The following is a 13179-nucleotide window of genomic DNA, read 5'->3' on the forward strand; positions in this document are numbered from 1 at the left end:
CTTTGAGATTGCCAGGGTATACGTCACCCAGCGACGCCGATGAAATTCGCTTCTCATCTTCGGGAAAGTTGGCTGCATACCTGCCGTCGTACAGCACCTTGCAGCCATAGGTGTCGTAACACATCGCGCCGAACGCATGGTTGCTAAACGGAATCGGTTTGCGGGTATCGATATGCACGATGTTATGTGCATCCACAGGAATGTTCTCAATTAGATGGGTGGCGGATGGATCGTTGGCAGGCGTGTTCATGCGCGAACATCCAGTCAGCGAGGGTACGAAGATGGCGCACAACAGCAAGGGAAGCTGCACGGTGCTGCAGGATGCAGTGCGGTCGCACAGTCATGGGGGCCACCTGTGGAAAAGGGGAGGACAGCCTACCGGCAATGTGCTCAGGGCAGGGCGACACCGACCCGGCGTGGCTCACATGCCCCGAGCGTGGGCGGACCGGTGACTGCGTTGCATGGGCTTGCCACCCGCACGCGTGTGGGCGGTGTCCGGTCTTGGGGCAAATCTTTCGCAATCGCCGGAGCGGGTTCTATGCCATCGGCCCATGTTCTTGCGTATTCGTATTACCTCTAAAGCCCGTGCTGCCGATCGAGCTGGGCGTGCGGATGGAGTCGTTCGGCATCATCCGCCGGCGCGATTACATCCTGCCGCCGGGGGCCGAGCGCATTTTGCAGGCGCTACGAACCACCGCGCGACGTTTGTATCCCGGTCTGCGTGGTCCGGAATCGCTTGGTTAAGCGGGCTCTTGCATAGTCATTCCGTGAGGGAATACCTTGCCGTGAATTTTTCATTGGTTGGCGGTGGTGCACACGCCTATATCTGTGCACTAGATCCCATGCTGAAGCGTACGTGAAGTCGGGCAAGTGATCGGCGGCCAAGCCGCCATGTAGTGGGAGGGTGGAGCCGGGCGGCAGCGTCCGGATCCCACATGATCATGCGGGCCGCATGCGTTGTGCACGCGGCGCCGCGACAACCAGTCTTCAGTCGTCTAGCGTCCTGGGAGGGATTCGGATGTACAGCTTTTCAAGCCATGCCTCGGCAGGGACGGGCGTGCGCGCTCGTCGTACCCCGCGTTTTCGTCATTCGGCCATGGCCCTCAGTATCGGGTTGCTGCTCGCCACACCGGTCTATGCCCAACAGGCGTCCTCGTCCCAGAATGCCCCGCTCACCAATGCCGCCGGCAGCGCGGTGGATCTGGATACGGTGGAAGTGCGCGGTGTGCGCGCCAGCCTGAGTCAAGTCGCAGGTGATCAAGCGCGATGCCAGCCAGATCGTGGATTCGGTCAGCGCCGAGGACATCGGCGCCTTGCCCGACCGCAGCGTCACCGAAACCCTGCAGCGCGTCAGCGGCGTGACCATCGATCACTTCGCCGCACGCAGCGATCCCGACCATTTCTCGGCCGAGGGCAGCGGCGTGATGATCCGCGGCCTGACCCAGGTGCGTGGCGAACTCAATGGGCGCGACATCTTCAGCGCCGCCAGCGGCCGCGGACTGAGCTTCGAAGACGTGCCGGCCGAGCTGATGGCCGGTGTGGACGTGTACAAGAATCCCTCGGCCGAGATCATCGAAGGCGGCCTGGGCGGCACGGTCAACCTGCGCACGCGCATGCCGTTCGACAATCCGGGCCGGATCGTCGGTGGCAATGTCGATTACAACTACGGCGACATGAGCAAGCAGTACAAGCCGTCGGCCTCGTTCCTGTTCAGCGATCGCTGGGACACCGGCATCGGCGAAATGGGCTTCATGATCGACGTTGCGCATTCGGAGCTGGCGACGCGCTCGGACGGCATCCAGGTCGAACCGTATGTGCGGCGTACCGATGAGGCCGTGCTGGCGGGCAGCGGGCGCAGCGAGGTGTTCGTGCCGGGCGGGGTGAACTGGCGTCAGCTGGATTTCGAGCGCAAGCGCGACGGCATTGCGGCCGCCTTCCAGTGGAAGCCCAGCGATGCCACCGAGATCTATGCGCAGTTCCTGCGTTCGCGCTACGAGATGAACTGGCAGGAGCGCGCGGCGTTCTTCAACGACAGCAACAACAGCATCACCCCGGCGCCGGGCACCACTTTCGACTACGACGATCGCGGCGCCTTCCTGCGCGGCTCGCCGGTGTCCAGCTCGTGGCGCGGCGCGCTCACCGGCGACGGCGTGCGCTTCAATACGGACAACCGCTATTCCGAACAGCGCACCACCACCACCGACATGTCGGTGGGCTTCAGCCATTTCTTCAACGACAACCTGCAGATCAAGGGCGATATGCAGTTGGTGCAGTCGGAGAACGAGCAGCTGGATTTCACCGTGTTCAGCGCGACCTATCTGCCCGGGCTGTCCTACGACGTGTCGGGCAAGTATCCCAGCGTGCAGATCGCCAACCCGGCCTTTACCCAGGATCCGTCCAATTACTTCTGGGCGGCGGCGATGGACCACCTGGGCAAGAATCGCGGGCGGCAGCTGTCCACCCGCGTGGATCTGGAATACACCTTCGATGACAGCAGCTGGTTGCGTTTTGCGCGCTTCGGCATGCGTGCCACCGACCGCAACCAGATCAACAAGAATTCCGGCTACAACTGGGGCGTGATCTCCGACAACTGGGCGGCGATTCCAGGCACCAGCAATGGCCTGGCGAATATGTCCGAGTTCATGACCGACCAGTCGTCGCTGTTCACCTTCTCCAACTTCTTCCGTGGCGGGGTGAACGTGCCGACCACGCTGGTGGTGCCCAATAGCAGCCTGGTCAACAACTACGGCTCAGCCTCGCAGATGATCCAGCAGATCGTGGCGTTGCGCGGCTATGGCTGGGCACCGGACACCTATCAGCCGCAGGACACCAACCGGCAGTTCGAGCGCACCCAGGCGGCGTATGCGGCGCTGTATTTCGGTAATGACGAGGCCTGGGGCATTCCGGTGGACGGCAACGTCGGCATCCGTGTGGTGCAGACCAAGACCCAGGCCGAAGGCTTTGGCCAATTCCAGAATCTTGCCGGCCTCAATGTCTCGCCCGAATTGCAGGCGCGCTACACCGGGCAGTATTTCGAGAACAATTCCGAAGGCAGCTACACCAATGTATTGCCCAGCTTGAACCTGCGCCTGCGCTTTACCGACACCTTGCAGTGGCGCTTTGCCGCCTCCAAGGCGATGGCGCGCCCGGATTACACCCAGCTGCAGCCGTATGTGTTGCTCAACGTGGAAACCAACGACGCCGGACAGGCGACCGATTTTGTCGGCACCGCCGGCAACCCGAACCTAAAGCCGATGGTAGCCAACCAGTTCGACACCGCGCTGGAGTGGTATTTCGACACCAGCGACATGCTGTACGCCACGCTGTTCTACAAGAAGGTCAAGGATTACTTCTCCACCCAGACCCGCAGCGAGATCTACGACAACCGCCCCTGGCTGGTGACACGCCCGTACAACATGGACGAGGGCACCATCCGCGGTGCCGAACTGGGCTATACCCAGTTCTTCGATCAGCTGCCGGGCTGGCTGAGCGGGTTCGGCGTCAATGCCAACTTCACCTTCGTCGACAGCGAGGGCGGCGCCAACACCGCCACCGACCCGTACACCAACACCACCGTCACCGGTGTCGAGTTGCCGCTGGAAGGCTTGTCGCGACGCAGCTACAACCTGGCCGGCATCTACGAGAAGGGCCCTTTGTCGTTGCGGCTGGCCTACAACTGGCGCTCGCGCTATCTGCTGACCACCAGCGACGCGGCCACGCGTCTGCCGACCTGGGCCGATGACTATGGCCAGCTCGACGGCTCGTTCTTCTATCGCTTCAACGACCATCTGCAATTGGGCGTGCAGGCCAACAACCTGACCAATACGGTCACCAAGGTGTTGATGGGGCCGACCTCGTACGAAGGGGGCGAAGTGGACCCGCGCTTGTACACGCGTTCTTCGTTCGTCAACGACCGGCGCTATTCGCTGGTGCTGCGCATGAACTGGTAAGCGTGCTCGATCACGGTTCCGGCCTGCGCTGGTTCGCAGAGTTGAGCCCGTTTCGGTGAATCGGGCAGCCTGGCCCGCAACGTCAGACCTGCCGGGTTTCTCTATGTTGCTATAGGTTTCAGGAATAGCTCGCCAGGAATATTTCATTGGTGTGGCATGACAGCCGCGCCCTATGCTCCGGCCGCAGCCGCTAGGTAAGCCTTATCGGGATTACCACGCATCCAACCAGTCTCGGCCTCAGCCGTCTTGGGATGTGGGCCAGCAACAACGACGGGCAGGGCGTTCGCGCACCCACCCGCTAAAAATTAGCAGTACATGCGTCCTGGGAGGGAGCACCATGTCAGTGCAACATCGCCACATTCCGGCAGGCCGGACTGTGGGTCAGCGTTCGATCCGTGATTTCCGCCGCTCCGTGATGGCCCTCAGTGTGGCCACGCTGTTGAGCGCGCAGGCCTATGCGCAGGACGCGACCACCACTGCTGCTCCGGCGCAGGACCCGACCACCCAACAGCTCGACACCGTGCAGGTCACCGGCACCCGCAGCAGCGTCACCAAGGCGCAGCTGGTCAAGCAGAACGCCGAGCAGATCGTCGATTCGATCGTTGCCGAAGACATCGGCAAGCTGCCCGACAACAACGTGGCCGAGGCGCTGCAGCGCATCTCCGGTATCCAGATCACGCGCAACTACGGCGAAGGCAGCTCGATCGCCATTCGCGGCCTGACCCAGGTGCGTACCGAACTCAATGGCCGTGACATCTTCACCGCCAACGACGGCCGTGGCCTGAGCTTCGAAGACGTCTCTGCCGAGTTGCTCGGCGGCGTCAACGTCTACAAGAATCCCTCGGCCGACATGATCGAAGGTGGCCTGGGCGGCACCGTGGATCTGCGCACGCGTCTGCCGTTCGACTATGACGGCCGCAAGATCGCCGGCAGCGTCCAGTACAACCATTACGACCTGGCCGACGACGGCAAGCCGGCGTTCTCGGGCCTGTTCAGCGATCGCTGGCAGACCGGTATCGGCGAGATCGGCCTGCTGGTGAATTATTCGCAGCAGAAGAGCCCGTTCCGTCAGGACACCATCTCGATCGAGCCGTGGTACACGCAGACCGATCTGCCGGGCTACGAAGGCCAGGAAGTGTCGGTGCCGCACGGCGCCGGCATCAACACCACCGTCGGTGAGCGCGAGCGCAAGACCGGTGCATTTGCGATGCAGTGGCGCCCGAACGATGCGGTCGAGGTCTATACGCAGGTGCTGCGTTCGGAATACGATTTCCGCTGGCAGGATTATTCGTTCTTCGCACTGACGCAGCAAAATCCCATACAAGGGTTGCCCGGTATCCAGGTCAACGACCGCAACGAGTTCGTCAACGGCTCGTTCCAGAACGTACCGACCGAATCCAACACCAGCCTGACCGAGCGTCACTCGGTGACCACCGATTACTCGTTGGGCGCCAAGTGGACGGTCAACGAGAAGCTGACCCTGAGCACCGACTTCCAGTATGTCGATGCCACCACCACCGGCACGCGCTACATCGTGGCGACCGGGCAGGACACCAGCCCGCAGTTCAACGTCGATTTTCGTGGCGATCTGCCGCGCCTGTCGGTGACCGATGCTAGCGGCGCGGAAGGCTACCTTGCCGACGTCAACAACTATGACGGCTGGCGCTACCACCTGGACAACAAGGACGACAACAAGGGAACTGAGTTCGCCTGGCGCGCCGACATGGACCTGGCGTTCGACAGCGACTTCGTGCGCAGCTTCAAGGCCGGTGTGCGCTACACCGATCGCGATGCCGAGACCAAGGGCAATATCTATCGCTTTATGTGTTTGAACACCGCATGCGGTGCTGCGACCGACTCGCCATTCGCGGCGTTTCCCAGCATTGGTATCGTGACCAATCCAATTACCGATTTTTTCCGTGGTGAAAGCAGCACCTTTGGACGTACGTTGACCGCAGCCAATTCGGCAGTGTCCAACTACGAGCAGACTCTTGCCACCTTCGGCGCCAGTCCGCTTGTATTCGCACCTAACAATATTAACGCTCAGACCGAGAAGACCTACGCGGCCTACGGTGTATTGCGCTTCGGTGTGGACAGCGACTCAATTCCGTTTGATGGCAACATCGGCGTGCGTGTCGTGCGCACCGAGGTCGGTTCAACTGGTGTACGCACCGGCACCGATAGCGAGGGCGGCGGCCTGATTCCAGTAGACGCGCAGCAGACCTATACGGACGTGCTACCGAGCCTGAACTTGCGTTGGATGCTGAGCGACCAGTTGCAATGGCGTTTTGCCGCCTCGCGCGGTATCTCACGCCCGACTTTTGATCGCCTTAATCCAAATTTGAGCTTGGGCACCAACTCTGGCGCAGGCGGCTCCACCTTGGTGGGCAATGCAGGTAATCCGGAATTGGAGCCGGTGAAGGCTGATCAATTCGACACTGCGCTGGAGTGGTACTTCGGCCAGGGCTCTATGATGTACGGCACGCTTTTCTACAAAAAAGTAGAGGGCTTTATTGCAAATGCCGTCTTCAATGAGATCTACGATGGCCAGCCTGCGCAGATCACCCGTCCGGTCAACGGCGATGCCGGCAAGATCCGCGGTGCGGAACTGGGCTACACGCAGTTCTTCGACTTCCTGCCGGGCTGGTTGAGCGGCTTCGGCCTGCAGACCAACTACACCTATGTCGACAGCGAGGCGCCGAGCCCCACTGCCACCGACACCAACGGCCAGGCACTCACCGTGCCGCTGGAAGGGTTGTCCAAGAACAGCTACAACGCGATCCTCAGCTACGAAACCTCGCGCTTCCAGGGCCGTGTGGCCTACAACTGGCGCAGCGACTGGCTGGTGACCACCGCAGGCAACGGCACCGGCAATCTGCCGGTCTACAACAAGGGCTTCGGCCAGCTGGATGCCTCGCTGCGTTTCAACATCAATGATGTGTGGTCGATCTCGCTCGATGGCGTGAATCTGCTCGATACCCGTCGCGAAAGCTATCTGGGTTCCGAGTCGCGCTACCGCGACTTTGTGATCAACGATCGTCGGTATGGCCTGACCTTGCGGGCCAGCCTGTAGAACGTGCCGTAGGAAGTGCGTCTCCGGTCCGGCGAGCTGTGCAGGCAGCTCGTTGGACCGGTGTTTTTCCAGTCGGTGGCCATCATCGACCGCAAAGGGAGCCGGAGGAATGATCGTCATGATCGATCCGCCTACTGAGCGCCGTCGTCTTCGTATGCAAGCGTGGCAGGCCGGTCTTTGGGCGTTGCTGCTGTTGGCGTCTGTCTTTCGGCTACATGCCGCCGATTCCGGTGCGCAAGGGCCTTACCAATGGCGCAGCGTTGCCATTGGCGGTGGCGGATTCGTCACCGGTGTGCTGTTTCATCCCGCACAGCGCGATCTTGCGTATGCGCGCACCGATGTCGGTGGCGCCTACCGTTGGGATGCGCGCGCGCAGCAGTGGATCGCACTGACCGATTGGTTGGGTGCCGACGACTGGAATCTGATGGGGATCGACGCCTTCGCGGTCGATCCTGCCGACCCGAAGGCGCTGTATCTGGCCGCGGGCACCTATATGCACGAGCGCGCCGGCAATGCCGCGGTGCTGCGCTCGTTCGATCGCGGGCACAGCTTCGAGCGTGCCGAGTTGCCGTTCAAACTGGGCGGCAACCAGCTGGGTCGTTCCAATGGCGAACGCTTGGCAGTGGACCCGCACGATGGCCGCGTGCTGTTGCTCGGTTCGCGCGATGCGGGTCTGTGGCGCAGCACCGATCGCGGCGCGCACTGGGCGCGTGTGGATGGGTTTCCTGCCGAGGCACTGGCGGGTTCCACTGCGCGTAATCATGTTGGACGCGAGCAGGCGGTGGGCATCGCCTTTGTCGTGTTCGATGCCGCCAGCGGCAGCGCTGGTGCGCCGACGCCGCGGATCTATGTGGGTGTGTCTACTGCGCAGACCAGTCTGTATGTCTCCGAAGATGCGGGTCGCAGCTGGTCGGTAGTGGCCGGCCAACCCAAGGGTCTGCGTCCCAGTCATATGGCCGGTGGCAGCGATGGGCAGTGGTATCTGAGTTACGGCGATCAGCCCGGCCCGGATTTGATGGCCGGTGGCGCGCTATGGAAATACACCCCGGCGCAGGCGGGGGCGCAGGCGCGCTGGAGCGAGATCAGCCCGATCGCGCAGCCGGCCAGTGGCGATGGTTTCGGTTGGGGCGCGGTGGCGGTGGATCCGCAACAGCCGCAGGTGCTGCTGGCCAGCACGTTCCGCCGCTCACCGCGCGATGAATTGTTCCGCAGCGTCGATGGCGGTCGCAGCTGGACGCCATTGTTGGCCGCCTCGCAGTTCGATCACAGCGCCGCGCCGTGGACTGCGCAGGCGACGCCGCACTGGATGGGCGCATTGGCGATCAATCCGTTCGACAGCAATCACGCGCTGTTCGTTACCGGCTATGGCATCTGGGCCTCGCGCAATCTGCAGGAGTTTGCCGCGCATCAGCGTCCGTTGCAGTGGTGGTTTCAGGACCGCGGGCTGGAAGAAACCGTGCCGCTGGATCTGCTCAGCCCGATGCAGGGCGCGCATCTGCTCAGCGCGCTGGGCGATATCGATGGCTTTCGGCATGACGATCTGGACCGTGCGCAATTGCAGTACGCCGGCCCGCGCCTGACCAATGGCGAAAGTATCGATGCCGCCGGGCAGGCCGCGCAGTGGGTGGTGCGCAGCGGCACCGTACGCAATCGCCGCAACAATGAAATCCGCGCGCTCTACTCGCGCGATGGCGGCGCGCAGTGGACGGCGTTTGCCAGCGAGCCGCCAGCAGGGCAGGGCGCCGGCAACATCGCCATTTCTGCCGACGCATCCCATGTTGTATGGGCACCCGAGAAAGGCGGTGTGTGGCGCACAGCCGATTTCGGCAAGCAGTGGCAACGTGTGCAAGGTCTACCCGACACTGCGGTGGCGGTGGCCGATCGCGTCGATGCGCGGCGCTGGTATGCGGTTGACACCGCAAGCGGGCGCTTGTTCGAAAGCAGCGATGGCGCAGCGAACTTTCGTGACACCGGTCAGCAGGTCGGCAGCCCGGCGCGCGATGAGCGTGCGCGTCCGCAACTACGACCGGATCCGTGGCGTGCGGGTGTGGTGTATCTGGCCAGCCCCACGCTGGGCGTGATGCGTTGGCAGGACGGTCGTTTGCAGACCTTGTCCACGCCGGACCAGGCGCGTTCGTTGGGCATCGGCAAGGCACTGCGCGAGGGTGCACCACCGGCGCTGTATCTGGCCGGCCGCGTGCGTGGTGTGGATGGTGTATTCCGCTCCGACGACGACGGCGCGCACTGGTTGCGCATCAACGACGACGCGCACCGTTTCGGCAAGCCGTACAGCGTGACCGGCGATCCGCGCATCCCCGGGCGCGTGTACTTCGCTACCGGTGGGCGTGGCATTTTCTACGGCGATCCACGATGAGCGCTGTGTGCCTGCGCGCGTCATCGCGCTGTCTTACTGTATGCGGCGGCGCGTGCTGTCGCTTTGTTGCGCGCCGCGTGGCTGCGCCGACTCTGGAGATCACTGCATGACCGCTTCTTTCATCCGTCGTGGCTGCCTGTTGGGGCTGGCGCTGATCAGCCCCGCCGCGTTGGCACAACCGACCCTGCCATTGTTGTTTGCCGATGGTGCGGTATTGCAGCGTGACCAGCCGATGCCGGTGTGGGGCTGGGCATCGCCGAATGCCGCCATCACGGTCAGCTTCGACGGCAAACGCGCCACCGCCAAGGCCGATGCGAAAGGGCAGTGGAAGGTCAGTCTGCCCGCGCACACCGCCGGTGGCCCTTATGTGCTGAGCGTGCAGGGCGACGGTGGGGAGTTGCAGGTACGTGATGTGTTGGTCGGCGATGTATGGCTGGCCAGCGGCCAATCGAATATGGAGTGGCCCTTGGCGCAGGCTAGCGATGGTCCGCAGGCAGTGGCTGCTGCCAACGACCCGCAATTGCGCCACTTCAAGGTGCCCAAGTCGTGGTCGGTGCAGCCGGAAGCGCGCCTGACCGGCGGCGACTGGAAAGCGGCGACGCCGGTCAACGCCGGCGAGTTCACCGCAGTCGGGTATTTCTTCGCCAAGGAGCTGCGTGCCAGCACCGGCGTGCCGATCGGCATCGTCAACAGCACCTGGGGCGGCAGTGCGATCGAAGCGTGGATGGATGCGGCCTCGCTGGGGCTGAACGCCGACCAGAATCAGGGCGCGATCGAGGCGATCAAGCAACGCGATGCCGCCGCGCAGGCCGCCACCGGCAAGCGCATCGCGCGCTGGCCCAAGGTGGAGGGCGACATGCCGCAGTGGCGCGCACCGACGTTTGACGACAGCGACTGGGACAGCATCCCGACCACCCAGCAATGGGAACTCAGCGGCTATGACGGCATGGATGGCATCGCCTGGTACCGCACCACGGTCACCTTGAGCGCTGCCGAGGCCAAGGCCGGTATTGCGCTGGGCGTGGGCCAGATCGACGATTCCGATATCACCTATGTCAACGGCACCCAGGTTGGCCAGACCACCAAGCAGTGGAACCTGCCGCGCGTCTACAAAGTGCCGCCTTCTGCACTGCATGCAGGCGTCAACCACATCGCGGTGCGGGTGGAAGACCTCAGCGGTGGTGGCGGCATGCACGGTCCGGACGAGCAGCGCTTTGTGCAGACCACCGCCGGCGCCAAGCGCGCCTTGAGCGGCTGGAAATTCCGCCCGGCTGCCGTGCGCGTGTCGCTGGCCGACAACAAGAATCAGCTGCCCACGCTGCTGTACAACCAGATGATCCATCCGCTGCAGCCGTTCCCGGTCAAGGGCGTGATCTGGTATCAGGGCGAAACCAATGCCAGCGACACCGGTGCGGTGAAATATCGCGAGCAGTTCGCGGCGATGATCCAGCAATGGCGCGCCGAACGCGGTGCGAAACAGCTGCCGTTTCTGTGGGTGCAGCTGGCCAACTTCAAGGCCGGTGGCGACAAAGGCGATATGAGCCCGTGGGCGCTGTTGCGCGAGTCGCAATCCAAGACGCTGGCGCTGCCATCAACCGGGCAGGCGGTGATCATCGATATCGGCAACCCCACCGATATCCATCCCACCAACAAGCGCGATGTCGGCCATCGTCTGGCGCTTGCGGCGCGGCATGTGGCTTATGGCGAAACGCTGGTGTACAGCGCGCCGCTGTTCAAGCGCGCAAGCTTCGCCGATGGCCAGGCAGTGCTGAGTTTCGATCTGCAAGGCAATGCGTTGCAGGTGAGTGGCGGTGGCCAAGTGCAAGGCTTCCGTGTCGCCGGTGCCGACAAGCAGTTCCATCCGGCCACCGCGCAACTCGACGGCGATCGCGTGATCGTACGCAGCGATGCGGTGTCTGCGCCGGTCGCCGTGCGCTACGGCTGGAGCGAAAACCCGGACGACGCCAACCTGGTCAATCGCGAACATCTTCCTGTTTCCCCCTTCCGCACCGATACCTGGTGACACGGAGTCTTATGTCCATGCATTCCCCCGTTACGCGTGTGATCGCTCCTTCCACTGCACGCCGTTGCCTGCGTCCGCTGCTGCTGTCCGCGTTGGCGCTGGCCTTGGCTTCGTGCCAATCCGGTGAGCAAGGCGACACCGCCAAGCCGGCTGCCGTCGCACCGGCTGCCAGTGCAGCAGCGACCGCGCCTGCCACTGCGGCGGCGCCGGCTGCGCAGACACCGATGCCGCAGTTCGTCAGCAAGGACGGCAAGCATGCGTTGATGGTCGATGGCGCGCCGTTCCTGATCCTGGGCGCGCAGGTCAACAACTCCAGCAACTATCCCGGGGTGATGGACAAGGTGTGGCCTGCGATGCAGGTGCTGGGCCCCAACACCGTGCAGGTGCCGATCGCCTGGGAGCAGGTCGAGCCGGAAGAAGGCAAGTTCGATTTCTCCTTCGTCGATACGTTGCTGACGCAAGCGCGCGAGCACAAGGTGCGGCTGGTGCTGCTGTGGTTTGCGACCTGGAAGAACAACGGCCCGGCATATGCGCCGCATTGGGTCAAGACCGACAACCAGCGCTTCCCGCGTGTGGTGACGCGCGAGGGCAAGGCGATCGGCTCGCTGTCGCCGCATGCGCAGGCCACGCTGGATGCCGACCGCAAGGCCTTCGTCGCCTTCATGCAGCATCTCAAGCAAGTCGATCCGCAGCACACCGTAATCATGATCCAGCCGGAAAATGAGCCGGGCACCTACGGCAGCGTGCGCGACTTCTCGCCGATGGCGCAAAAGCTGTTTGAAGGCCCGGTGCCGGACGAACTGCTCAAGCGTTTGAACAAGCCGCCAGGCAGCTGGGCGCAGGTGTTCGGTGCCGATGCCGACGAAGTCTTCCACGCCTGGTCGATCGGTCGCTACATCGACCAGGTGGCCGAGGCCGGCAAGGCCGAGTACCCATTGCCGATGTACGTCAACGCCGCACTGCGTGGCCCGTTCAATCCCGGCCAGCCCGGTCAATACGCCAGCGGTGGTCCCACCGACAACGTGCTGGATGTGTGGAAGGCGGCCGGCCCGCATATCGACTTGCTGGCGCCGGACATCTACATGCCCGAGTACCGCATGTACACCACGGTGCTGGAGCGTTACGCGCGGCCGGATAACGCCTTGTTCGTTGCCGAAACCGGCAACCGCCCCGAGTACGCGCGTTATCTGTTCCCCACGCTGGGCCACGACGGCATCGGCTGGTCGGCGTTCGGCATGGACTACACGCGTTATTCCAACTATCCGTTGGGCGCCAAGCACGTCAACGAAGAAACGCTGGCGCCGTTCGCGCTGGGTTTCGATCTGGTCAAACGCGGCATGCGTCCGTTCGCCAAGGCCGCCTCCGAAGGCAAGCTGCACGGCACCGCAGAAGAACCCGGCCAGGCCGTGCAGGAGCTCAAGCTCAACGAGCGCTGGAGCGCCACCATCACCTATGGCGTGCCGCAGTTCTGGTTCAAGGGCGAGCCGCCGGGCAACCCCGAGCCGATCGGCGCGGCCTTGATCGCCGAGCTAGGCCCGGACGAATTTCTGGTCACCGGTTACCACGTGCGCGTGACCCTGCATCCGGCCAGTGAAGCCACCGCCAACATGCTCTATGACCGCGTCGAGGAAGGCGTATACGAAGGCAGCGACTGGAAGTTCGAGCGCAACTGGAACGGCGACCAGACCGATTACGGCGTCAATTTTTCCAGTGCGCCGCAGCTGCTGAAGATCAAGCTGGCGACTTACAAATAAACGCG

The 13179-nt window shown here is 63.1% G+C and carries 4 protein-coding genes and 3 pseudogenes; 6 read left to right on the forward strand and 1 reads right to left on the reverse strand.

All coding sequences use genetic code 11. From position 1 onward, the window contains the following. Window positions 1-250 (reverse strand): annotated as a pseudogene (locus tag ABS769_RS17585) (hypothetical protein); the annotation flags it as partial. A 326-nt stretch (window positions 251-576) separates the two neighbouring features. Here ABS769_RS17585 and ABS769_RS17590 point away from each other — a divergent pair. The 6 genes and pseudogenes from ABS769_RS17590 to galD form a co-directional block, all read left to right on the forward strand. Continuing rightward, window positions 577-744 (forward strand): annotated as a pseudogene (locus ABS769_RS17590) (galactose-binding protein); the annotation flags it as partial. Window positions 745-1018: 274 nt separating this feature from the next. Continuing rightward, window positions 1019-3950: pseudogene (locus ABS769_RS17595) on the forward strand (TonB-dependent receptor). Window positions 3951-4287: 337 nt separating this feature from the next. Then, window positions 4288-7023, forward strand: a complete 2736-nt coding sequence (locus ABS769_RS17600) for a TonB-dependent receptor (protein WP_317062674.1) — start codon at window positions 4288-4290, stop codon at window positions 7021-7023. A 109-nt stretch (window positions 7024-7132) separates the two neighbouring features. Beyond that, window positions 7133-9397, forward strand: coding sequence for a WD40/YVTN/BNR-like repeat-containing protein (locus ABS769_RS17605; protein ID WP_317062673.1), 2265 nt, complete (start codon window positions 7133-7135; stop codon window positions 9395-9397). A 106-nt stretch (window positions 9398-9503) separates the two neighbouring features. After that, on the forward strand, window positions 9504-11420 hold the full coding sequence (locus ABS769_RS17610) for a sialate O-acetylesterase (RefSeq protein ID WP_317062672.1): 1917 nt from the start codon (window positions 9504-9506) through the stop codon (window positions 11418-11420). An 83-nt stretch (window positions 11421-11503) separates the two neighbouring features. Further along, window positions 11504-13174 (forward strand): GH35 family beta-galactosidase GalD, encoded by a 1671-nt coding sequence (gene galD / locus ABS769_RS17615; protein WP_317062676.1) that lies wholly within the window; start codon window positions 11504-11506, stop codon window positions 13172-13174. Window positions 13175-13179 lie beyond the last annotated feature (5 nt).

This window comes from Xanthomonas hortorum (assembly GCF_040279205.1).
GTDB classification, from domain to species: Bacteria; Pseudomonadota; Gammaproteobacteria; order Xanthomonadales; family Xanthomonadaceae; genus Xanthomonas; species Xanthomonas hortorum_F.

Excerpts from the sequence above, each read along its gene's own strand:
- ABS769_RS17605 (WP_317062673.1), top strand. The coding sequence starts at position 7,133 with ATGATCGTCATGATCGATCCGCCTACTGAGCGCCGTCGTCTTCGTATG.
- ABS769_RS17600 (WP_317062674.1), top strand. The coding sequence starts at position 4,288 with ATGTCAGTGCAACATCGCCACATTCCGGCAGGCCGGACTGTGGGTCAG.
- ABS769_RS17610 (WP_317062672.1), top strand. The coding sequence starts at position 9,504 with ATGACCGCTTCTTTCATCCGTCGTGGCTGCCTGTTGGGGCTGGCGCTG.